We start from the raw sequence: 26,888 nt of genomic DNA, 5'->3' as shown, positions 1-26,888 counted from the left end.
AATGGGAGACGTTATTGATATATATGGTTTATCACCTTTGCAAAAAGGAATACTGTTTCATACTTTATACGATCAAGATGATGAACATTCTTTTTCCTATATTGTACAAGTAGGTTTCTTGCTCGGGGGGCAATTGGATGTTGATACTTTTGAAAAGGCTTGGGAATATGTTATTAATCGACATGAGGTTTTACGTTCAGTATTTGTATGGGAGGAAGTAGAAAAGCCACTACAAGCGGTTTACCAACGTCTTCCTTTTACTATTCATCAAGAGGATTGGAGCACCTATCCACATGAGGAAAGGGTGAAGAAATTACAACAGTTTTTGAATGTAGATCGTAGAAAAGGATTTTTATTGGATGAAGCACCATTGATGAGAGTCACTGCGATCAAAGAAGCAAAAGAGGAAACGAGAATTATTTGGACACATCATCATATTTTGCTAGATGGATGGAGTGTGTCATTGGTCTTTAGTGAAGTGATGGAAGTTTATCTCAAGATGATAAAGGGAGAATTATTGACTCTTCCTAAATCTCTTCCTTATAAAAAATATATCCAGTGGATAAATAAACAAGATCAAAGTCAAGCAGAGGAATTTTGGAAAGAAGAATTAAAAGGGTTCTATGCACCTACGCCATTAGCAATGGAAAGAAAGGATCAAGGACAAGAGAAGGGCTATGGAGAGTGTGTTTATCAAGTATCTGAGAAACTTACTGAGAAGTTACAAGAGTGGGTACGAAATAGTCGATTAACGTTGAATACGTTAGTACAAGGTGCATGGGCTTATTTGATGAGTAGGTATAGCGGTGACAGTGACGTCGTATTTGGCGTAACTAGCGCTGGACGTCCTACTGATTTAATGGGAGCAGAGAATATGGTGGGGCTATTTATTAACACATTACCTACCAGAATTCGATTAACGGATAATACATCAGTAGTAGATTGGCTTCGTAAAATACAAATGAAAGAAATGGAACGAAGACAGTATGAGTATAATTCGTTGATAGATATTCAAGGCTGGAGTGAGGTTCCGCGAAATAGCTCCTTATTCCATACCTTGTATGTGTTTGAAAATTATCCAATTCAAGGTGAGAGAAATGATGATTTAAGATTACTAGATGTTACAAGCACGGAACAAACAAATTATCCTTTAACACTCATTGTAATGCCCGGTAAGAAAATTACTTTAAAGTTGATGTATGATCGAAGCTATTTTAATGAAGAAACAATAAATCTGATTCAGAATCACTTATTGCAAATATTAATTCAGATGACGAAGAGCCTAGATTCAAAACTATTTGAAATTACTCATTTAACAGAAGAAGAACAGATACAGTTACTAGAGGAATGGAATCATACTCAATTTAATTATTCGGCTGAAGGCATGATTCATACGATGTTTGAAGAGCAAGTTAAAAAAACACCGGAAGCAATCGCGGCTAGTTACGAAAATGAACAAATTACCTATAAAGAGTTGGAGAAGCGTGCAAATCAGCTAGCTCATTATCTACAAAAGCATGGTGTAGGCCCAGAGTTTCTAGTTGGGGTATATATGGAACGTTCATTACAAATGATGATAGCGTTATTAGGTATTCTAAAATCAGGAGCAGCGTATGTTCCACTTGACCCTACTTATCCAGAGAGTCGACTTCGATATATATTAGAGGATGCTGGAATCGAAGTACTAGTGACGGAAGAGAATTCTAAAAATTTGTTTGTATCTGAAAATATAGAAACGATTTGTATGAATAAAGATTACACTGCAATTGAAAAAGAAGAATCAACCCCATGTATAAGTGGTGTAACAGGAGAAAATTTAGCGTATGTTATGTATACTTCAGGATCTACAGGGAATCCAAAGGGAGTAATGATTGAGCATCATTCAGTAATTAATTATCTAGAATGGATGCAACATAAATATCCGCTTTCTGAAAAGGATGTGGTCTTGCAGAAAACGCCATTCTCATTTGATGTCTCTGTTTGGGAATTGTTTTGGGGCATTCACGTTGGTGCAAGTGTATCTTTCCTACCTCCAGGTGGAGAAAAAGATCCTTCTATTATAGCTGAAGTGATTAAACAACATCAGGTTACTATAGTTCAATTTGTACCTTCGATGTTATCTGTTTTCTTAGACCACTTCAATCATATTGAATTGAATATGAATTGTTCGTCCGTACGCCATGTATTTTCTGGTGGAGAAGAACTAAGTTCAGGGTTGGTTAGACGATTTCAACAGAAATGGAATTATAGTGGACAAGTGAAATTAACCAACTTTTATGGGCCAACTGAAGCCACTATTTATGTGAATGCATTTGATATTCAGCCTAATCAAGAATTTGTTTCTATTGGGCAGCCAATACAGAACACGCAATTATATGTATTAGACCAAAATCAACGCTTGCAATCAATAGGAATTGAGGGTGAGTTATATATTGGTGGTGCTGGTTTAGCACGTGGATACTTAAATCGTCCGAATCTTACTGCTGAAAAATTCGTTTCGCATCCATATCGATTTGGGGAACGACTATATCGAACAGGAGATTCAGTAAGATATTTAACTGATGGGAATTTAGAATTTATAGGTAGAATGGACCACCAAGTCAAAATGCGTGGTTTTAGGATTGAATTAGGAGAAATTGAAGCGACTTTAGAAAAATGTTCGTTTATTAAAGAGGCTGTCGTATTAGTTAGAGAAGATCGTCCAGGTGATCAACGATTGGTTGCATATGTAATAAGCGATGGAAATACCGAGGAGTGGAGAGAGTATTTACAAAAACAATTACCAAATCATATGATTCCAGCGCACTTTATAGATTTAGAACACTTCCCGCTTACTCCAAATGGGAAAATTGACCGAAAGGCCTTGCCAGCACCTGATGAGCAAGCTATTGAAGATTTAAATGTGCTACCTCGGACGCCATCGGAAGAGCTTATTGCCTCGGTTTGGAGTCAAGTGTTAGGAACAGAAAATATTGGCATTCAGGATTCCTTCTTTGAACGTGGTGGGCACTCACTACTTGCTACTCAAATTGTCTCTAGATTGCAAGAAATGTTCCAAATTAAAATTCCATTACGTGAACTTTTCAAGCACGATACAGTGGAAGCATTGGCGAAACGAGTGGATCAGTTACGAAAAGAAGATAAAAAACGAGAGGTTGCTCCTCTTGTACCTATGAAACGAGAAGAAGTTATCCCACTTTCCTATGCGCAGAAACGTCTATGGTTTATTGATCAATTAATGCCAAATAGTGCTATGTACAATATTCATGCAGCGTGTCGCTTAACAGGTAAATGGTCAATTGAAGCATTGGAGGTCGGATGGAATCAATTGTTGGAGCGTCATGAATCATTAAGGACGACAATTCTAGAACAAGAGGGTGAACCTTTTCAACAGGTTCAATCTCATGTGTTCAGGCATATTCCTCAAACGAATCTAACAGATCTTTCTTTGGAAGATAGGGAAAGAGAAATGAAACGCCTTATTCAAAACGAGGCGGAGGAACCATTTCATTTTGGACAAGGTCCTCTGATTCGAACACGAATATTGAAAGTGGACAGGGAAGAATGGGTTCTCATTTGTACGATGCATCATATTATTTCAGATGGATGGTCAATGGGAATCTTACTTGAAGAATGGATGGCTTTTTATGAAGGAGCACTAACCGGAAAACCAGTGGAATTGAAGGAGTTATCTATCCAATATGCAGATTTTGTCATGTGGCAGAAGGAATGGCAAAAAGAGGAGAGTTTGAATCAGCATCTTCAATATTGGAAGGAAGAATTATCTGGGGAACTACCGGTTTTACAATTACCGATGGATCGTCCTCGACCTGCAGTTCAAACCCATCGTGGTGCAAGTCAGTCCTTAATAGTGGCGAATTCCTTACAGGAAAAGCTCAAAGATTTAAGTTTGCAAGAAGGATGCACTTTATTTATGACATTGATGGCAGCGTATCAAAGCTTCCTTTCTCGTTATACAGGACAGGACGACATTATAGTTGGAAGCCCCATCGCTAATCGAAATGTGAAAGAGATTGAGGGATTAATAGGATTCTTTGCAAATACGTTAGTTTATCGAGCTGATTTCAGTGGAAATCCGACGTTCCAAGAACTATTGTCGCAGATAAGAAAAAAAGCACTAAAAGCATACGAGTATCAGGACATCCCATTTGAGAAAGTGGTAGAATCCGTAAAACCTGAACGGAATACAAGTCATTCACCAATATTCCAAACTATGTTTACTTTACAGAATACGAAACAAGAGTTTCTTCAGCTATCCGAAAGACAAATGGAACTCATGGAAAGCTATGTTTCTGTTGCCAAATTTGATTTGAGTTTATTTGCTTCTGAGACGGAAGAAGGATTATCACTAACCTTTGAATATAATACTGATTTGTTTAATGATACAACCATTAAACGTATGGTAAATCATTTTGAACATTGGTTAAATCAAATTGCCTCTTATCCAAAATGTTTATTATCAGAATTGAATATGTTATCGAAAGTGGAATATAAGCAACTACTAGAGGAATGGAATGAATCAGCCGTTATAGATATAGAAGATAGTACGATTCATACAATGTTTGAAGAACAAGTGAAAAAAACACCAGAAGCAATTGCAGTAGTGTGCGAAGATGAAGAACTAACATATCGAGAGTTGGACGAACGCTCGAATCAGTTGGCACATTATTTACAAAAAAATGGTGTAACATGCGAAACATTGGTTGGGATTTGCGTTACACGTTCATCCGAGATGATTGTCGGTCTCTTAGGAATTATGAAGGCGGGAGGAGCATATGTCCCAATTGATCCAGCGTATCCGGAAAGTCGACTGCAGTACATTTTAGAAGATGCTCAAATAAAGGTACTGGTGACACAGGAAAAGTTACAACAAAAAATGGTTATACCTACATTCGTTAACGTCATTTGTATTGATCGTAATCGAGCAGAAATAGAACAAGAAGTTACTACGGTATGCACGAGTGAAGTGACGGGTGATAACTTAGCCTATATTATCTATACTTCAGGTTCCACGGGAAATCCAAAGGGAGTAATGATTGAGCACAGGAATACAGTAACAATGATTCATTGGGCGCATCATACGTATTCTCGAAAGGAATTAGCGGGAGTATTAGCTTCAACTTCACTATCTTTTGATTTATCTGTTTTTGAAGTATTTGTTCCCTTAACGATGGGTGGTAAGGTGATTGTCGCTGAAAATGCTCTACATCTAGACAAGTTGTCTACCAAAGGTGTGACTTTGGTTAATACTGTGCCATCGGCAGCAAAGGAACTGGTTCGAGCAAAAACAATTCCTTCTTCAGTAAAGGTAATGAATTTGGCTGGAGAACCGTTACCATATCCGCTTGTTCAAGATTTATACGAGAGAAGTACGATTGAGAAGGTGTTCAACTTATATGGACCGTCTGAAGATACTACGTATTCCACGTATATGGAATTAGAAAAGGGTGTCATGCATAGGGTACCACCAATTGGTAAACCAATCTTCAATACAGAAGTATATGTATTGAGTGCTGAACAAAAAATGGTTCCAATTGGTGTAGTTGGTGAGTTGTACATTGGTGGATCAGGGTTAGCACGTGGATATTTAAAACGCCCTGACTTAACGAAAAATCGATTTATACCGCATCCGTTTAAAGAAGACGAGCGAGTATACCGGACTGGAGATCTAGTAAGGTATTTGCCGGATGGAAATTTGGAGTATGTTGGACGAATTGATCATCAGGTGAAAATTCGTGGGTTCCGGATTGAACTAGGAGAAATCGAAGCGGTATTACAAAAGCATACATTAGTTAACGAAGCTATTGTGATGGTGCGGGAAGATTATCCTGGCGATCCACGTTTGATTGCCTATGTTGTAGGAGACGGGGGTGCTCAAAAGTGGCGTGATTATCTCAAGGACCAACTACCAAATTATATGATTCCATCCTATTTTGTTGGATTAAATGCATTTCCACTCACTCCTAATGGAAAAATTGATAGGAAGGCTTTACCAGCACCAGAGAAGCAGGAGATAGCGAGTTGTTATATTGCTCCTCGTACGTCTACGGAAAAAACAATTGTTTCGATATGGCATGAAGTTTTAGGCATGGAAAACATCGGAATTCAAGATTCGTTTTTTGAAATTGGTGGACATTCATTACTTGCTACGCAAGCTGTTTCCAATCTTAAAGAGGCTTTTGGAATCGAGATATCATTGCATGATTTATTTATGTTTCATACGGTGCAGCAATTGGCAGAACAGATTGATCAATTGCTCGATAACAAAAATCAAGAAATGCAGAATGATAGTAAGGAGAATATAAGCCTTCAAGATTATATTCAAAAAGAAGCAGAAGTGAGTAATGATGAAGAATTACTGGAACTGCTTAAGCAATTAGAAGAGTTATCAGAGGAAGAAGCACAAGGGATATTTGAGAGTAATTTGATTGAGGAAGGGGTAAAAAAATGAGAAGTGATTTACTTGCAAAGCTGAGTTCACTTTCTCCTGAGAAGAGAGCATGGCTTCAGAAGCAAATGCAAAAAAAGGAGAATAAAGAAGCACTCCCGTTGTCTTATGCACAACAACGTTTGTGGTTTATGGACAGATTTAACCCAAACAGTTCTTTATATAATATTCCAACCGTATGGCATCTAAAAGGAAATTGGATACCTGAAGCATTAGAGAAGGGATTCAATCGACTCATTGAACGTCATGAATCATTACGAACTGTTTTTAAAGAAATAGGAGAACAGCCTGTGCAACAAATTGTCGAATTCCTTCCTAGAGCATTACCTGTAAGGGATTACTCTCAACTTCCTCTAGAAGTAAAAGAAAAAGAGGTAGATAGTTTAATTGCGAGAGAAGCGCAAGAACCATTTGATTTAATGAATGGTCCTTTAATTCGTAATCAGCTTGTTCAATTAGAGAAGGATGAATGGTTATTACTGTGTACGATGCATCATATTATTTCTGATGCTTGGTCCATTGGTATATTCATGAATGAATTCCTTGCTTTCTATGAAGAAGAAACGGGCGGAAATCCTGCTAAATTAAGTTCATTATCTATTCAATATGCAGACTTTGCGAAGTGGCAAAAGGGGTGGTTGCAAGGTGATGTGCTAAATCGTCAGCTTACGTATTGGCAGGAAGAATTGTCTGGTGAGCTTCCTATCTTACAACTGCCAGTGGATCGACCTCGACCGGTTAAGCAGACTTACTCTGGGGCTGCGCATCATGTGATTCTTCCTTATAAATTGCTCAGTCAATTGAAGGATATAAGTCGACAAGAAGGATCTACTTTATTTATGACTTTAATGGCCGCATACCAGAGCTTTCTTGCTCGTTATACGGGACAAAAAGATATTCTAGTTGGTAGCCCGATTGCAAATCGGAACCATAAGGGAGTAGAAGGATTAATTGGTTTCTTTGTTAATACGTTGGTTTATCGATCAGATTTGAGTGGCACCCCTACTTTTCGGGAGATTTTGAACCAAACAAAGAAAAAGGCGTTAAAAGCTTACGAATATCAAGATATACCATTTGAAAAAGTGGTAGAAGCTGTGCAACCTGAACGAAGCATGAGTCATTCCCCTATATTTCAGACCATGTTTACGCTACAGAATATAAAACAAGAACGACTAGATTTGCCTGATAGAAGTATTGAAATGGTAGAAAGTAATATGTCTATTGCTAAATTTGATTTGAGCTTAACTGCCTATGAAGTGGAAGAAGGTCTATTCGTCTCATTTGAATACAACACGGATTTATTTGATAGTAGTACCATTGCACGTATGGCAGGACATTTTGAGAACTGGCTAAATGAAATCACGTATCATCCAGATGAATCATATACAAAGCTGTCAATGCTATCGGATACTGAGCAAAATCAACTCCTAGAAGAATGGAATGATACGGACGTAGTTTATGGTCATGATTGTATGATTCATGAGCTATTTGAGCAGCAAGTTGCACGGACGCCTGATGCAGTGGCGGTAGTTTATGAGGGTGGAAAGCTAACGTATCAAGAACTAAATGAAAAATCGAATCAATTGGCACATTTTCTACAAAAACGAGGTATCGGACCTGAATCATTGGTTGGTATATGTATTGAACGTTCTCCTGATATGATTATCGGTCTCTTTGGGATTTTGAAGGCAGGTGGGGCTTATGTCCCACTGGACCCAAGTTATCCTGAAAACCGCCTGAGATATATTTTGGAGAATTCACAAATTCAAGCGCTGTTAACAAAAGAGGCACTACAGGACTGGTTACCTAAAGATATTCAAGCAATTTGTTTAGACCGGGATCAAGTGATGATTTCTAAAGAGAGTAATTTAGCTCCGGTAAGTGGAGTAACAGCAAATAACTTAGCCTATATTATATACACTTCGGGTTCGACGGGAAATCCAAAGGGGGTAATGATTGAACATCATTCCGTTATCAACCGCCTACAGTGGATGCAGAAAAAATACCCATTGTCCGAGGAGGATACAATCCTACAAAAGACACCGTTTTCATTTGATGTTTCTGTATGGGAATTATTTTGGTGGTCATTTGTAGGAGCACGTGTTTGTTTACTTCCACCAGGAGGAGAGAAAGATCCTGCGGTGATTGAGGAGTATATTGAACGATATCGCGTGTCCACCATGCACTTTGTTCCGTCGATGTTATCTACTTTCTTAGATTATATGGAACTATATAATTCGAAAAGGGATGTATCGTCTTTAATTCAAGTTTTTACTAGTGGAGAAGCGTTAAACACTGAGCAGGTTCGCCGGTTTAAGGGGATCTTTTACAATGTTCAGCAAACAAAGTTAATTAACTTGTATGGTCCTACTGAAGCGACTGTGGATGTGACTTATTACGATTGTGATTTAGAAAAAGAAGCAATGCTTATTCCGATTGGTCGTCCGATTGATAATACAGAGTTGTATGTGTTAGATCAATATCAACAAGTGGTCCCGATTGGTGTGGCAGGGGAACTTTACCTTGGAGGAGTAGGATTGGCACGTGGCTACTTCAATCGACCGGATTTAACTGCTGAACGTTTTATTCCGCATCCTTTTAAGGACGGGGAACGATTATATCGAACGGGTGACTTGGTGAGATATATGAATGATCGTAACTTAGAATATATTGGAAGAATAGATAACCAAGTTAAAATTAGAGGATTCCGAATTGAATTGGGAGAAATTGAAGCAGCTTTACATGATCACGCATCTGTAAAAGAGGCAGTCGTGTTGGTGAAGGAAGAACGACCAGGAGATAAGCAGTTAGTAGCTTATGTAGTGGGTGAAGGGGATGCTGGAGAATGGCGTGAATATCTCAAGAAGCAATTACCACATTATATGGTTCCGGCATACTTTTTCCAAATTGAAGGTATGCCACTCACTCCAAATGGTAAAGTGAATCGGAAAGCATTATTGGAATTAGAAGAACAGTTCATAAGTGAAGATATTACTTCATCACGAACACCAGTGGAGGAGCTCATCGTTTCCGTTTGGAGCCAAGTGTTAGGAATAAAAAATATTAGTGTTCAGGATTCCTTTTTTGAAATCGGTGGTCATTCACTACTAGCTACTCAAGTAGTGTCACGTTTACAGAGAATTTTTCAAATCGAATTACCAGTACGTGAACTATTTGAATATACAACGGTGGAGTCACTGGCAAAGCGATTAGAACAGTTACGTAAAGGAGATAAAAAACGAGAGATTCCGCCACTAATACCAATGAAACGAGGAGAAGCTATTCCACTATCTTATGCCCAACAACGTTTATGGTTTATTGATCAATTTACACCTAATAGTGCCCTTTACAATATGCCAATGGTATGCCGTCTTACAGGGAATTGGCTACTTGAAGCATTGGAAACGGGATGGAATCAACTAATAGAACGTCATGAATCACTGCGGACGGTCTTTCAAGAGGTGAATGGTCAACCCGTACAGCAAATTGAACCGTATGCTTTTCAATCAATTCCGAAAACGGATTTAACTATGCTTTCTTCTGAAGATCAAGAAGAAGAAGTTAAACGTTTAATTCAACAAGAAACAGAAGTACCATTTGATTTAACAGAGGGTCCATTAATCAGGACAAGTATTTTGCACGTGGGAGAGGAAGAATGGATACTCCTTTGTACTCTACATCATATCATTTCAGATGGATGGTCAATGGGAATCCTACTTGAAGAATGGATGGCATTTTATGAGAAAGCAACGGATGGAAAGGTAGCGGAACTTGAACCATTACCGGTTCAATATGCCGACTTTGCTCAGTGGCAAAAAGGATGGTTAAAGGAGGAGGTGCTTGATCAACAACTCCAATATTGGAGGGAAGAATTGTCTGGGGAGCTTCCTGTACTCCAACTTCCTGTGGATCGCCCGCGTCCCGCAATACAAACTCATCACGGGTCGACATACACTATGGTTCTGCCAAGCACGCTACATGATAAATTGAATGAACTTAGTCGAAAAGAAGGGGCTACGCTCTTCATGACGCTTTTAGCTGCATATCAAAGCTTTCTATCTCGTTATACGGGACAAGAAGATATTCTGGTCGGAAGCCCAATTGCGAATCGGAATTATAGAGAAATTGAAGGACTAATTGGTTTCTTCGTTAACACGCTGGTTTATCGAGCTAATTTGAGTGGTAGACCGACATTTCAAGATGTACTGTATCAGGTTCGTCAAAAGGCATTGAAGGCGTATGAATATCAAGATATTCCATTTGAAAAAATTGTAGAAGTTGTGCAACCGGAGCGAAGTACAAGTCATTCGCCAATTTTCCAGACTATGTTCATCTTGCAAAATATGAAACAAGGGTTACCGGTGTTATCTAGTAGAAGTATTGAAATGATAGAAAGCCATAGTCCAATTGCAAAGTTTGATTTAAGTGTAATGGCAGTTGAGACGGAAGAGGGATTACTTTTTACTTTTGAGTACAATAAGGATTTATTCAATGCTACTACTATTGAACGGATGGCAGGACACTTTGAGAAATGGCTACATGAAGTTTCTCATCGCCCACAAAATCCGTTGCATGATCTGAGCATGCTATCAGAACCCGAGCGTACTTTGTTATTAGAAACATGGAATGACACTGTAATAGAAATGTCTCATCAGGGTCTTATTTGCGACAAATTTGAGGAGCAAGTAGCAAGGCGTCCTGATGCGATTGCGATAGTTGATCAAACAAAACAGTGGACTTATGGTGAACTGGATACACAAGCAAATCAGTTGGCAAATGTTTTACAGCGAAAGGGAGTAGCCCCAGAGTCAGTGGTAGGGGTTTATCTTCCGAGGTCAGCTGAGCTAATGGTAAGTTTACTAGGCATTTTAAAAGCTGGTGGAGCTTATGTCGTTTTAGATCCGTTGTATCCAAAATCAAGGTTAGAATACATGATTGAAGATGCAGGGATTCAATTTGTAGTGACGGCGGAAGGACAAGAAGGCCATTTCGCACACGTCGAAATGGTGAGGTTAGAAGAATTAACGGTGGAAAGCGTAATCGCACCTACACGTCAAATAAATCCAGAGAACTTAGCCTATATTGTTTATACCTCTGGTTCTACAGGAAAACCGAAGGGTGTCATGGTTGAATATCGCTCATTAATGAATATGGTTTCTTGGCATCAGGAAGTTTATCATATTTCAGCAGAGGATCGTGCGACTCAGATTGCAGGGGTTGCTTTTGATTCGGCTGTGCAGGAGATTTGGCCGTATCTAACTGCTGGCGCAGCACTCTACTTGTCAACAGAGGAACTGAGAATTAATCCAGAAGCACTAAGGGACTGGCTCATTGATTCACGAATAACAGCTAGCTTTGCACCTACGCCTATTCTGGAAAGGCTCTTGAAATTATCTTGGCCAGATAAAACGGATCTTCGTTTTATCATTACTGGTGGGGATCAATTAACGCAGTACCCATCTAACGATATTCCTTTTGCGGTAATTAATCAGTATGGTCCATCGGAAAATACCGTTGTTACCACAGATTGTTATGTACCTGTAGGAGTGACAACAGGTACGCCATCGATTGGTCGACCGATTGCAAATACAGAAGTTTATGTGTTAGATTCTCATCTTCAGCTAGTACCAATTGGCGTAATTGGAGATCTCTATATTGGAGGGAAGAGTCTTGCACGTGGATATGCTAATCGTCCGGATCTTACAAAGGAAAAATTTATTCCACATCCTTTCAAGTCAGGAGAACGTCTCTATTATACAGGAGACAAAGCAAGTTATCTTTCTGATGGTAATCTCCAGTTCCATGGACGTATAGATGACCAAGTAAAAATTCGTGGTTTCCGGATTGAATTGGGAGAAATAGAAGCTGTTTTGCAGGCACATTCTTCTGTGAAAGAAGCAGTTGTATTGGTACGAGAGGATAATCAAGGTGATAAGAGATTAGTAGCTTATGTAGTTGGTGAAGGAAGTGTCCATGAATGGCGAGAACATCTACAAACACATTTACCAAATTACATGGTTCCAACAAACTTTATTGAGATGGAATTTTTACCACTTACACCGAATGGAAAACTTGATTTGAAGGCATTGCCTATACTTAGTGAACAATCCGCTGAAAATACTGTATACCCAAGAACTCCGCTGGAAGAACTTATCGCTTCAGTGTGGAGTCAAGTGCTAGGAATAGGAGACATTGGTGTTCAAGATTCTTTCTTTGAGCTTGGTGGTCACTCTCTACTTGCTACACAAGTGGTCTCGCGCTTACAGGAAGTCTTTCAAATCAAATTGCCAGTACGTGAACTGTTCGAATATTCAACGATCGAGGCATTAGCGAAACGAATGGATCAGTTACGTAAGGGGAATGAAAAACGAGAAATTCCACCATTGGTGCCGATGGAACGTGGAAATAATATTCCACTATCTTATGCCCAACAGCGCTTATGGTTTATTGATCAATTTGCACCTAATAGTGCCCTTTATAATATGCCAATGGCATGCCGCCTTACAGGGAATTGGTTACCTGAAGCATTGGAATTGGGATGGAATCAGTTGATAGAGCGTCATGAATCTTTGCGGACTGTATTTTATGAAGAGGATGGCCATCCTGTGCAGCAGATTCAACCGTACGTTTTCCGTCCGCTTCTGCAAATGGACTTAACTAAGCTTTCATTAGAGGAGCGAGAAAGAAAGCTGGAGCAATGGATTCAAACTGAAGTCGAATCTCCATTTGATTTAGAACAAGGGCCATTATTCCGTGGGAAACTCATAAGAATTTCAGAAGAAGAATGGGTTCTTCTGTGTAATATGCATCATATTATCTCGGATGGGTGGTCGATGGAAATCTTGCTTCAAGAATGGATGGCATTTTATGAGAATACGATTGGTGAAAAACAAGCAGAGCTGGAACCACTACCAGTTCAATATGCCGATTTTGCTCAGTGGCAAAGAGACTGGTTGAAAGATGAAGTACTATATCAACAGCTTGCATATTGGAAGGAAGAATTATCTGGTGAGTTACCAGTCTTAATGTTGCCAATGGATCGTCCGCGTCCGCCAGTGCAAACCCATCATGGATTAACTCATAATGTTTTGTTGTCACGCTCATTACTGGATAAATTAAACGAACTAAGTCGTCAAGAAGGGGCCACACTTTTCATGACCTTATTGGCATCGTATCAAAGTTTCCTTGCTCGTTATACGGGACAAACGGATATTATTGTTGGTAGCCCAATTGCAAATCGAAATTATCGAGAAATTGAGGGGCTGATTGGTTTCTTTGTCAACACTTTGGTTTATCGAGCTGATTTAAGTAATGCACCGGCATTTCAAGAGTTGTTATCTCAAGTACGGATAAAAGCATTGAAGGCGTATGAGTATCAAGATGTTCCGTTTGAGAAAATTGTAGAGGTTATCCAACCTGAACGAAATACAAGCCATTCTCCGATTTTTCAAACCATGTTTACTTTGCAAAATACGGGACAGAAGCTACCAGAACTACATGGAAGAAATATAGAAGTAATGGAAAGTAATGCTCCAATCGCTAAGTTTGATTTAAGTTTAACTGCTGCAGAAGTGGAAGAGGGTTTATTACTTACTTTTGTTTATAGAACTGATTTATTTGACAGCTTAACTATTGAATCCATGGCTGAACATTTTGGGAACTGGTTGAATGTAATCGTGGAGAATCCTGATAAATCATTAGCTAAGTTGCCTATATTATCAGGATTACAGCAAAAACAGTTGGAAGAGTGGAATAATGGTGCTGTAGCATATCCACAGGAAAGTACAATTCATCAGCTGTTTGAAGAGCAAGTAAATCGTACACCTGATGCGGTAGCAGTGGTAGATGAAAAACAGCAGTTAACGTATCAAGAGCTGAATGAAAAAGCTAATCAATTGGCCCACTATCTTCAGCAATGCGGAATTGGGAATGAATCATTGGTTGGACTTTGCTTTGAGCGTTCAATTGAGATGGTTGTTAGTATTATGGGGATTTGGAAGGCTGGAGCAGCCTATGTTCCATTAGACCCATCATATCCAGAAAGTCGCCTACGATATATTTTGGAGGACACTGGAATCCAAGTATTAGTTACGAACGAGTCATTGAAAGATTGGATACCTAAAGAAATCAAGATAGTTTGTCTAGATAGGGATCAAACAATGATTTCGCAAGAAAGCATTCTTTCACCAAAATGTGAAGTAACAGGAGAAGACTTAGCGTATGTTATCTATACTTCAGGATCAACGGGGAATCCAAAGGGTGTCTTGATACAGCATCATTCTGTACTAAACTTGTCGTATGGTTTACAAAAAGAGGTTTTCGAACATGAGATACCATCTAACATGCATGTCGGTTTAAATGCGTCAATTGCCTTTGATGCATCTATCCAGCAATTACAAATGCTGCTTTATGGTTCAAGTTTGTATATTATTCCAAGCGAAGTACGAAGTGATCCGGAGCAGTTTGTAGCTTATATTAGGGAGAACAAGTTAGAAATCTTTGATATAACACCTTCATTGCTTCAATTACTTATAGATGTCGGATTGTTAGAAACGTGCGATGGCGTTCATGTTCCAAGTAAGGTACTGGTTGGTGGTGAAGCAATTATGCCGTCATTATGGGAACAGCTAGTAGAGACTGATAAAATCCAGTTTTATAATGTATATGGTCCTACAGAATGTACGGTTGATGCAACATGCTATCATATCAAGAAAGATAGTAAGAGAGTAACAATTGGACGTCCATTGCCTAACATCCAAACTTATGTATTAGATAGAAATAGGTTGCCAGTTCCAGTTGGTGTAATGGGGGAACTTTATATCGGAGGAGCAGGTCTAGCAAGGGGGTACTTGAATCGTCCAGAGTTAACATCCGAACGATTTATTTCTCATCCATTCAAAGAAGGCGAGAGGTTATATAGAACAGGTGATCTTGTGAGATATCTTCCTGATGGTAATATAGACTACTTAGGAAGAATGGATAATCAAGTGAAGATTAGAGGATTTCGAATTGAACTTGGAGAGATTGAGTCGACTTTACAAGAGCATGACTTAGTAAAAGAGGCAGTTGTAATGGTTAGGGAAAATCAGTCGGGAGATAAGAGGCTGGTAGCTTATGTAGTGGGCGAAGGCAGTTTAGAAGAATGGCGAGAGTATCTTAAAACAAAACTGCCAATCCATATGATACCTTCCTACTTTGTCGAAATGAAAGAATTACCGCTAACCATAAATGGAAAGATTGATCGGAAATCGTTACCTATACCAGATTATCAAGGAACACAAGAAGGATACGTGGCCCCAAGAAATGAACGTGAACATAAGCTTTCTATCATTTGGGAACGTGTGCTAGGTTCAAAACGTATTGGTATGAATGATAACTTCTTTGAAATTGGTGGAGATTCAATTCTTAGCATTCAGATTGTCTCGCGCGCGAAGCAAGTTGGTTTACAATTGACACCAAAACAAATATTTGAACACCAAACAATTGCTGAGTTGGCGCAAGTAGTCAAAGAAGAACAAGGTGTACAAGCTGAACAGGGAATTATAACTGGAGAGACGATACTTACACCTATTCAGCAAAGGTTTTTTGCACAAAATCATCCTAACCCACATCATTGGAATCAATCCATGTTCTTTAGAACGAAAGAGAAATTGGACATAGGATCACTGGAAAAGGCGGCAGGTAACCTTCTACTTCATCATGATGCTTTGCGTTTAAGATATGAACGTTTACCTAATGGGGTTTGGAAACAGTGGAATGAAGGAATAGAAGAACAATTGATGCTTACTGTCATTTCATTAGACGAAGTGCCGGAAGCTGATTGGCATCAGGTTATTCAAAAAGAGATTAATATTGCACAAGAAAGTTTGAATTTACATGATGGTCCGCTAATGAGAATGGTGTATTTTGATGAAGGTGAGCACGCTGGCCGATTATTTTGGACAATTCATCATTTAGCCGTGGATGGTGTTTCTTGGCGAATTTTATTGGAAGATTTGCAAACAGCATATACGCAAGTAGTCCAAGGGCAGAAAATTCAATTACCTATGAAGAGTACATCTTTTAAAGAATGGTCGGAGAAATTACATCATTACGCTGAAACTGGCCTATCAAAAGAAGTGCTACATTACTGGGAGGAGCAGGCTGAACAAGACGTAGTTAAATTGCCGGTAGATGGTACTATAAGTAATCCAGTAAGCGCAGTAACTGAGGAAATTACTGTGGTGTTAAATGAGAATGAGACCCGTATGTTATTGCAAGAGACTTTAAGCACTCACCGTGTCCAAATCAATGAAGTATTATTAGCAGCATTAGTACAAGCTACGGCAGCATGTACGGGGCAGCCGATATTGAGCGTAGATTTAGAGGGACATGGTCGAGAAGAGATTATTGAAGATGTTGATTTATCGAGAACTGTGGGATGGTTTACAAGTATTTACCCAGTTCATTTAAATATTACTAGTGCTAATACGCCAATTGAAGCATTAAAAGCAGTTAAAGAACAAGTTCGCAAAATTCCTAATAAGGGTGTTGATTATGGGGTGTTGCGTTACATGAACGCAACAATGTGTGAGCAATTAAGCTCCCAATATACACCGTCTATTAGTTTTAACTATCTTGGACAATTTGACCAAATGTTTTCTAGCGATGCAATGTTTATTCCGGAGAACGAATTTAAGCGTTTAGATCATGCTGCCAGTTCCAAGCGATCGCATGTAATTGATGTAATTGGGGTTGTAACGGATGGAAAACTTCAGTTCACTTGGGTATACAATGTTGGACAATTTTCCAAATCAACGATTCAAAGTATTGCACAGAATATGCTATATCAACTGAGTACATTGATTCAATTTTCAGATAGAGAATCTGCACTGACCATTTCGGATTTTGCAATGGCTAATCTTAGCCAAGAAGGTTTGACAAATGTACTAAACAAAATGCATCGCGGAAAGAACAATCAGATTACTGATTTATATCCACTATCACCTTTGCAAGAAGGTATGATTTTCCACACATTGCATGACCAAGGGGATGAACATGTTGCACCGTATATAGTGCAATTGAGTTTTATGATTCGAGGAAAAATGAATATTCCTACATTTGAGCAGGCGTGGAAATCTGTAATTCAGCGGCATGAAATTTTTCGTACAGGATTTGTATGGGACGAAATTGAAGAACCTGTACAAGTGGTGTATGAAAATATCCCATTTAAAGTGAATAAAGAAGACTGGCGTACAATGACAAGTGAAGAGATAGAGGAAAAAAGAAAAGTCTTTTTGGCATTAGATCGAAAACAAGCCTTCCAATTTGATGAAGCACCATTGATGCGGGTAACAGTCATTCAAGAAGGTGAGGAAGAATATCGGATTGTTTGGACCCATCACCATATTTTACTGGATGGATGGAGTTTACCATTAGTATTTAATGAATTACTTACAGTCTATCAGAAGAGAATGAATGGAGAAGCTGTGAAGTTACCTAAGTCCTCACCATATAAGAAATATATCCAATGGTTAAGAGAGCAAGATAAGGAGCAGGCGGAACAATTCTGGAGAGAGAAGCTAAAAGGTTTTACTGCGCCAACTTTGCTGGGCTTAGAAAGTAAAGAGGAAGAAAAAGGTTACACAGAGAAGGTTACGTATTTATCAGAAGAGCAGACTCAAGCGTTACAAGGATGGGCGAAACGCAATAAACTTACTTTGAGTACAGTAATTCAAGGTGCATGGGCATATCTCATGAGCCGATATAGTGGAGAAAATGACATTGTTTTTGGTGTAACAAGCTCAGGACGTTCTACGGAGATTATTGATGTTGAAAACATCGTAGGTCCTTTCATTACAACGTCACCGACGCGAATTCAATTGATGGATGATATAAAATTAATAGATTGGTTGCAGAAGATACAAGAGGAAGAGATAGAAAGAAGACAATATGAGTATGCTTCTTTGACAGAGATTCAGGGGTGGAGTGAAATTCCTAGAGGAATACCGCTGTTCAATAGTTTATATGTGTTTGAAAATTATCCAGTGAAAGAGGAGTCTTCAGAAAATCTGGAAATTGGTGAATTGGAAGGGGTAGAACAAACCCACTACCCATTAGGGTTAGCTGTAGTTCCAGGAATCCAGTTATCGTTAAAGTTAATGTATGACCGTAGTAAGTTTAATAGAGTAACCATTGAACGAATGCTGGGCCATTTACACAAAGTGTTAATGCAAATGCTCAAAAACATTGATCAAAATCTATCGGAGCTAGTATATATTACGGAAGCTGAACAAAGAAAGCTATTGGAAGAATGGAATAATAATACTATATCCTATCCACGTGAGAATGCAATTCATCAACTATTCGAAGAGCAAGTAAATCGTACGCCTGACGCGTTGGCAGTGGTAGATGAAAAACAGCAACTAACATATCGAGAGCTGAATGAAAGAGCTAATCAATTAGCCCATCATTTACAGAAATGTGGAATTGGGACAGAGTCATTAGTTGGCCTTTGCTTTGAGCGTTCAGTTGAGATGGTTGTTGGTCTCATGGGAATTTGGAAGGCTGGAGCAGCCTATGTTCCATTAGATCCATCGAATCCGGAAAGCCGCCTACAATATATTTTAGAAGACACAGGAATTAAAGTGTTAGTTACAAATGAAGTATTACTAGGCTGGATTCCTAAAGACATTAAGACAGTTTGCCTAGATAGGGACCAAGCAATGCTTTCTCAAGAAAGCAAACTTTCACCAATATGTGAGGTAACAGGGGAAAACTTAGCGTATGTTATCTACACTTCTGGTTCGACAGGGAATCCAAAGGGAGCTTTAGTACAGCACCATTCTGTAATAAACCTATCATATGGTTTACAAAAAGAAGTTTTCTCACATGAGATACCTAGTAATATGCGCGTCGGTTTGAATGCATCAATTGCCTTTGATGTATCTATTCAGCAATTACAAATGCTGCTTTATGGTTCAAGTTTATATATTATTCCAAGTGAAGTTCGCACTAATCCAGAACAATTTGTGTCCTATATTAGGGAGAATAAATTGGAAATGTTTGATATGACACCTTCATTACTTCAATTACTAATAGATGGAGGATTGCTAGAAATAAGTGCTGATGTTCATGTACCAAGCAAGATATTGGTCGGTGGTGAAGCAATCATGCCGTCATTATGGGAACAGCTAGTAGAGACTGAAAAGATTGATTTTTATAACGTATACGGTCCTACAGAATGTACGGTTGATGCAACATGCTATCATATTAAAAAAGATAGTAAGAGAGTAACAATTGGACGTCCATTGCCGAACGTTCAAACTTATGTATTGGATAAAAATTTGTTACCTGTTCCAGTTGGTGTAACAGGTGAGCTATATATTGGGGGTGCAGGTATAGCGAGAGAATACTTGAATCGCCCAGAATTAACAGCAGAGCGATTCATCTGTCATCCATTTAATGAAGAAGAGCGTTTATATCGTACGGGAGATTTGGTTCGTTATTTACCTGATGGTAATTTAGATTACTTGAGAAGAATTGATAATCAAGTGAAAATTAGGGGCTTTCGTATTGAACTTGAAGAGATTGAAGCGAGTATAGAGAGGCATCCATTGGTAAAAGAAGCAGTAGTTTTGGCAACAGAGGATAAATTAGGAGAGCAGAGATTGGTTGCTTATGTAGTTGGAGATGGTAGTATGCATGAGTGGCGTGAGTATCTCAAGACACAAGTACCAAATTATATGGTTCCCGCACACTTTATTAAGGTAGACGAGATTCCTCTTACAACGAATGGCAAAGTTGATCGAAAGGCATTGAACAATTTAACTATTCATAGAGAAAATAACTTCTCTACACCAATCATTCCAAGGGATGAAATTGAATATCAGTTGATTAAAATCTGGCAGGATGTGTTACAGATAGAAGATGTCTATGTAAATGATGATTTCTTTAATAGAGGAGGACACTCTCTCCTTGTAATTAAATTAGTTTCAAAAATTAGGGAGAAGTTTGGAAAAGAGATTAAGGTTTCAACATTGATTAAGAATCCAACATTGGAAGGAATCGCATGCCTTATTCGTGATAAGCATGATATGACGAAATCAGTAGCAGCGCTAGTTCCACTACAAGAATCAGAAAAAAGCCCTTTCTTCTGTGTTCATCCGTTTATGGGGAATGTATTCTGTTACATTCAACTAGCAAGATTACTTAAGAACCATTGTTCATTTTATGGTTTACAGAATCCTCTTATAGAAAAGGAAGAAATTGATGAATTGACCTTGCCGGAACTAATTCAACTTTACATTGAAGAAATCAAACGTGTTCAGCCAGAAGGCCCATATCGTCTTGGAGGATGGTCTTTAGGCGGTGCAATTGCTTATGAAATCGCAACTGTGCTAAAGAATCAAGGTGAGGAAGTTGAGTTGTTGATACTAATGGATACTAAAGTACCTTCAGAGCAAGATCGTAAAACAAGGGAGGATATGCTCTCATATATATCTGAACATTTCATTCCTAGAGATCTTACTGAGCAGGAAGAAGGGCTCGTTCATAAGCAAGATATGCTTGTGGAGCGATTAATTATGGAAGGAGTACTCCCGCCTGATGCAAATCTTATGAATTTGAAGCAAGTTATCAATGCTCATAGGAAATGCCTGAACTTAATGGCAGAGAATGATTTGATACCATACTTTGGAGAAGTTATCTACTTTAGTGCTGAGGAAGGAAAAGAGTTGTTTACAGATTGGGGACCTTTATTAAAAGGAAGAGTAAATAGGTATTCAGTCCCTGGATCACATGAGGAAATAGTAGACTTCCCCGCAGTTGAAAAGATAGCTAAGTACCTATTAAATGAATTTGAAGGGATAAAAGAAACATCCCTTTCATTAACTGAAAAGTAGAGAGTGCAAAAGATGCAACGCTATGAATGAAAAGGGGAGACCAATAACTGCAAATAAAGTGTAGGCAATAATGAATATATCAAGAGTATTAATTTTTAAGAGGATAATGGAAAATTTACTTGATAGAGACATAGAAACCTATATGAGTTGCTCATAGAATGATGTAAATCCTCTCTATTTTTTGTAATAGAAACTAATGCTTTGATGATATTATTGAGGAAAGGTGTATATTTTCATTGATATGTAAATATGCACCTTTTCTATTGTATTTGCAATTTAATAAAGTTAATTTGAATTTATGTAACGCACATATATGAAGCCATCTTTAAAAAAGGAAGTGATTTATCATACACATTCAAGCTGTGAAAATACCAAAGAATATTGAAAGTCATTTGTTTAAGCAACTTAGTAACTTGGTTTCAAATGAGAAGAAAGAACGAATGAAGCGTTTATTAAACTCATGTGACGTTAATAGGACCCTGATAGGGGATTTACTAATCCGATCTCTAATCTGCCAAAAGTATAAAATTAATAATGAAGAAATTAGATTTAAATATAATGAGTATGGAAAACCTTTTGTTGAAAATTTTTCTGACTTTCATTTTAATCTGTCACATTCAGGAGAATGGGTGGTTTGTACTACTGCTAATTTTAATGTGGGTATTGATATAGAAAAGATTTCAGAGATAGAGGCTCTTAAATTAGCAAAAGAATTTTTTTCAGCGGATGAATTTTATGATATATCTAATATGAATTCTGATGAACAAATTAATTGTTTTTTTGATTTATGGACATTAAAAGAAAGCTATATAAAAACGATTGGAAAAGGGCTTTATACCCCATTAAATTCATTCTCTATAAAAAAAGAATCACGAACTTTAATTTCATACAAGAATATACCTAAAAACTTTTACTTTAAACAATATAACATTGATCCAAATTATAAGTTATCTGCTTGTGCAACAAGGGATGAATTTCCGCAAGAGATAATAATTAAAGACATTTATGCAATTTGCCAAAATATATACAAATTTGAAAGTAAGGAGAAAATCAATGCAGAAGACTAAACTTTTTTGCTTTCCACATGCTGGGGGATCTGCGTTTAGTTACGCAAAATGGAAAAATCACTTTAATCCATATATTGAGGTAGTCCCGATAGAGTTAGCTGGTAGAGGATATAGAATTGAAGAAAACTTGTACCAAAGTATGGAAGAGGCAGTAAATGATGTCTACAATAAAATAGTTATGCAGATAGATGATTCGCCCTACATTCTATTCGGGCATAGCATGGGAAGTTTGATCGCCTATGAATTAGCTAGAAAAATAAAAGATTCTAAAAACGTATCGCCTGAATTTCTTGTTTTGTCCGGTAGAAATCATCCAAATAGTAAAATAAAAAATATCCGACATAATCTTTCTAATGAGCAATTTAAAAGAGAAGTTATTGCAATGGGAGGTACACCATCTGGGGTACTGCAATCAGAAGAATTAATGGAGATTTTTCTCCCTATTCTAAGAGCAGATTTTAAAATCGTTGAGACGTATATTCATGACAAAAATACACAACCATGTGATATTGATTTTCTTATATTTAATGGGGAAAATGATGAATTTACTACATATGATCAAGTAATAAAATGGGAACGATACACAAGTAAAACGTGTACTTTTCATTCTTTTGAAGGTAATCATTTCTTTCTAAATGAAAATATTGAAGAAATAGCAAATAGTATTAAAAGAAAGTTAGATTCTAAAAGATTATCAAATAGTTTTTAGTTTTTTAAGTATACTCATAGCTAACAAAGAAAAATATGAAAGATGAAAAATACAGGCATTGCTGAAATTTTATTGAATATATGCATAGAATCCTAAACGAACTGTTTAAAGGCAGAGACTCTAAGCAAAATGTATATGAATTAACTTTAGTTTAAGTTGGCTTTACCTATAATACCATTTAGAGTCTTTATTATACTTAGTACAAAGTACATAACAGTTGGGGATGCTGTATGTAAAGCTAATGAATATGTGAAGTGAAAAGGCCGACTCTTATAATTATGAGTGGGCCTTTTGGTTTTATGGATATCAAATTAGTGAGCAACATTTCAAAGGGTATCTTGTGATATAACTAAGTAGATTTTTTTAAACCAGGGGATGATGAGATGAATAAATTGAAGGGGAAAATTGCATTAGTAACAGGGGCTAGTAGGGGGATAGGTCGAAGTATTGCCTTACATTTGGCACGGGCTGGTGCGTTAGTCGTTGTTCACTATAGTAAAAGAAAAGAAGAAGCAGAAAGTGTAGTGGATAAAATTAAAAAAGATGGCGGTTCCGTATTTGCGATTCGTGCAGACTTAAGTACTTTTAATGGCATTAATAAATTGTATTCAATGATGGATCAATCTCTTCAAAAATATATAGGTGATACTACATTTGATATCCTTGTAAACAACGCTGGAATTGGGCAGGTGTTAACGTTAGAGGAATCTACGTTTGAAATATATGTAATGTTTAGATACCTAAAGGAGTCTACGTTTTTTTAGTAGGCTCTTTCTAGCTAATGATAAGGTACCAGCAAATAAACTATTTTGTCTAATTGACAAATAGAGAGTTTACATAACGTTTTTCTGGTAAACAATTCTGAGTCAAATAGTGTGATCAATTAAGTTATTTAGTCCTAAATCATAAGATTTTAATACAAAATACTATAATTTGATTAATAATAGTAGTGAAAAAAATATTAAATATATCTAAGTTTTAAAGCGAATATTAGAAGCTGGTGTACCGCATTCTTATTTCAATAGCACATATGCAAGTATTAAAGTCCAGAACTCATCTGGTAGCGTTATGTACAATAAGGAAATTATGGGAAATAGACAACAAAATGCTGAAACCCAAACAGTACCTGTAAAAGAGGGAGATTATATAGAATTTACTCATATAGAAGGGGAAGCAGCAAAGGAAAAAACACGCGCGACTTTAACTAACCTTGAGAATGGAAAACAGGAATATATCGGAAAGAAAAGAACATATCGGGTTACATCTACAGGATTAATAAGACAATAAACGTATAAAAAAGTTGGGGAAATCCCCAACTTTTTTATCGTTTTAGTCAAGAAGATTCCTTCTTCAAGGAATGCGAAGTGAGTAGGTAGAGGTAAATTGGCTTCGAATAAGGTATGGCAGGAAGCTTTATCAATAAGTATGCAAATATTTTAAAAACTAATTTTTATACAAAAATTGTATACTTACGACAAGAAAGTTTACCTTAACCAACAATTTTGTTTTCGGTAAATTTAAGGTGTGTAATTAATATGCATTTTTCGAGGAAAACGCAGAATTATGTCAAATTATCTTTATTTACATGACTGTGAACGTGGTATAAAAATGAAGCATATCCAAAATTATTAAAGGGGCTGAAAAAATGATTAAAAAACTTATTATTGGTTCTATTGTTTTAGGAACAGCAATAGGAGTAAGTAAACCTACATTTGCTTCAACAAATTATTCTCCATCACAGTTTCAAGATAGGGGAGATGCCCAAGTTCAATCAATACCATCGCCATGGCAGTATTTAGGGCAAACCTCTAGGGAACTTCAAATTAAAACTAAGGATCCAAAAGTGCTTGCTTTTGAATTAGCAAAAGAAGCTCCATTTTACAAAGATGAATTAGTGGATGTGTGTTCTGCAATCTTAAAAGAAAATGTAGATGTAGTATATTGGACAAGTAAGGAATGGGCTAGATTTGAAGTAGGAAATTACGAGTTTAAACATGAAATGAAAATTTATAGAGATAAAGAACGTCAGCAATTAATTACTTCAATAGAATCATAAAAAAAGAAGCTATCTTTAGTAAGATATGCATCCAATAATGTAGACAGGAAAAGAGAGCACATAAAACTGTTGCGATATTGGAAAGTAAACTAAAAAAACAAGTATAATTACTTGTTTTTTTAGTTACAGTAATTATTTAGAAGGCTTAGCTTGTATATGTTCACATACATTTATTGGATAACCATAATCCTCTCTATACTATGATTGGGATACAAAAGCTAGAAAGGTATCAATCCATTTATTCTTAAATTGAATTAACATTCCTCCGTCATGGTAGGTTTCGTTATATTTTGAAAAAACACTTCACAAACAATATGTATTACTTTATGGGAACATTATTAAATTTGAACGATATTAACAATGCTTTGTTGATAATTAGCTAAAAAAGTATTGTACGATTAAATGTATTGTGTTACATTTGTGTTACAAGGTTGTTACGAAATATTATAATTATTTCTATATCATTTCCTTTTGTTTCCTTAATGTTACGAAAGGTATAGATGTTTTATGTGTATAGGAGTGTGTGTAGTAAAGAGTCTGAGTTGAAAATACGTGCACACTTTAAATTTCCTTTCTGTCTGAATGAAGAAGACTACCAACTAATTAAAGGGTTCAAAGTCACAACTTTAAATAAAATGTGCTTCCTTTCCCACACACAATTTAGTACATATTTAAAGTACAGCCTAGTTGCTACACAGACTCTTGTACATATAAACATTAAGGTGAAATAGAGATAAGGATTTATTACATAATAAGCATTACTTAGCTAAACGTAAAAATATTATCTGTGCATTTTTATGAAATGTTAAAATGTCTAGATGATATTTTTTGAAGATTTCTTGGATATGTTTATGAATAACAATTTCTAATACTTAATGATTCTCTACTACTGCAATATCCAATAATTCATGTAATAGGATTTATAAGGTGTATGTACATTCACTTATATAGGGAAAATGAGGTTTTTCATATGAAGTATAGTTATAAAGTGTTTATATTTATTTGGACAATTATTTTATTGTTTTTTCTACTTTATTATGGTTACAGTGAAATTTCTGATACTAAGAAAGTGCCAGTTATAACAATCAAAAAATAGAAGTAAAGAATATTGAGAAAACCAAATGAGATAAAATAGATACAGTAGAAAGGCTACTACAGGAAGTAATTAATCGTACGAAGTTAGATGGTGAAAATACATCTCTTTATAAAGATGCTATTCATGCAAGGTCGTTATCAAGTGGTCATAACCCATCGAGAACATGGGTAAAAAAGTTACAAGGAAGTATGGGGGGATAGAATTCCAGAAGGCTGGAGGATATGTGGTGAAAATGTGTATGCTTGTCATGGCATTCACTACACAGCACTGACGTCCTATTTTTATGTCTTTTCAATATAGAATGAGAAAAATGAATGTTTATCGTGGGATGCAGCAGTTGCATGGTGTAAAAAGTTAGGCCTTGCACACGTTCCAGTGTTATATCGTGGCCCCTATAATGAAAAGGTAATTCGTTCGTGCTACAACGGTACTTCACTCTTTGGAGGGATTCAGGAGGGGTATGTACTTAGATTAACGGATGCGTTTCACTATAATGATTTTTCAAAATCCATAGGGGCATTTGTTCGAAAAGACCATGTGCAAACTAATCAGTACTGGATGACACAAGCGGTTATCCAAAATAAATTAGCAAAATAAAAACACGCAATT

General features: G+C 37.0%; 5 protein-coding genes and 4 pseudogenes. 8 read left to right on the top strand and 1 reads right to left on the bottom strand.

Features of this window, described 5'->3' with window-relative positions:
* Position 1 precedes the first annotated feature (1 nt).
* From B9A45_RS17665 to B9A45_RS17635, 7 genes and pseudogenes are all read left to right on the top strand, one after another.
* The gene (locus B9A45_RS17665; RefSeq protein WP_000503035.1) at positions 2-6,472 is read left to right on the top strand and encodes a non-ribosomal peptide synthetase; all 6,471 of its coding nucleotides are present in this window, start codon (positions 2-4) and stop codon (positions 6,470-6,472) included.
* Entirely contained in the window at positions 6,469-21,351 is a 14,883-nt protein-coding gene (locus tag B9A45_RS17660) for a non-ribosomal peptide synthetase (protein WP_084064418.1), read from the top strand. The genes B9A45_RS17665 and B9A45_RS17660 overlap by 4 nt, the downstream gene beginning before the upstream one ends.
* A 440-nt stretch (positions 21,352-21,791) precedes the next feature.
* Positions 21,792-22,418 (top strand): 4'-phosphopantetheinyl transferase family protein, encoded by a 627-nt coding sequence (locus B9A45_RS17655; RefSeq protein WP_016109990.1) that lies wholly within the window; start codon positions 21,792-21,794, stop codon positions 22,416-22,418.
* Positions 22,405-23,127, top strand: coding sequence for a thioesterase II family protein (locus tag B9A45_RS17650; protein ID WP_001172935.1), 723 nt, complete (start codon positions 22,405-22,407; stop codon positions 23,125-23,127). Before B9A45_RS17655 ends, B9A45_RS17650 begins: the two co-directional genes overlap by 14 nt.
* 383 nt (positions 23,128-23,510) lie before the next feature.
* Positions 23,511-23,840 (top strand): annotated as a pseudogene (locus B9A45_RS17645) (SDR family NAD(P)-dependent oxidoreductase); the annotation flags it as partial.
* 277 nt (positions 23,841-24,117) lie between these two features.
* Positions 24,118-24,414 (top strand): annotated as a pseudogene (locus B9A45_RS17640) (putative mucin/carbohydrate-binding domain-containing protein); the annotation flags it as partial.
* A 358-nt stretch (positions 24,415-24,772) separates the two neighbouring features.
* Positions 24,773-25,183 (top strand): hypothetical protein, encoded by a 411-nt coding sequence (locus B9A45_RS17635; protein WP_000592188.1) that lies wholly within the window; start codon positions 24,773-24,775, stop codon positions 25,181-25,183.
* A gap of 198 nt (positions 25,184-25,381) precedes the next feature.
* Here the strand turns inward: B9A45_RS17635 and B9A45_RS31760 are convergent.
* Positions 25,382-25,468: pseudogene (locus B9A45_RS31760) on the bottom strand (DUF2278 family protein); the annotation flags it as partial.
* A 1,045-nt stretch (positions 25,469-26,513) separates the two neighbouring features.
* On the opposite strand from B9A45_RS31760, the pseudogene B9A45_RS33230 reads away from it, so the two are divergent.
* Positions 26,514-26,876, top strand: a pseudogene (locus tag B9A45_RS33230) (RNA ligase family protein).
* Positions 26,877-26,888 lie beyond the last annotated feature (12 nt).

The organism is Bacillus sp. JKS001846, assembly GCF_900176455.1.
Classification (GTDB): domain Bacteria; phylum Bacillota; class Bacilli; order Bacillales; family Bacillaceae_G; genus Bacillus_A; species Bacillus_A cereus.
Note: the sequence above shows the minus strand (reverse complement) of the source record. Positions and strands in the feature narration are given on the sequence as shown.

Coding starts and splice junctions, on each gene's coding strand:
- B9A45_RS17635 (WP_000592188.1), top strand. CDS start 24,773: ATGATTAAAAAACTTATTATTGGTTCTATTGTTTTAGGAACAGCAATA.
- B9A45_RS17665 (WP_000503035.1), top strand. CDS start 2: ATGGGAGACGTTATTGATATATATGGTTTATCACCTTTGCAAAAAGGA.
- B9A45_RS17650 (WP_001172935.1), top strand. CDS start 22,405: ATGCAGAAGACTAAACTTTTTTGCTTTCCACATGCTGGGGGATCTGCG.
- B9A45_RS17655 (WP_016109990.1), top strand. CDS start 21,792: ATGAAGCGTTTATTAAACTCATGTGACGTTAATAGGACCCTGATAGGG.
- B9A45_RS17660 (WP_084064418.1), top strand. CDS start 6,469: ATGAGAAGTGATTTACTTGCAAAGCTGAGTTCACTTTCTCCTGAGAAG.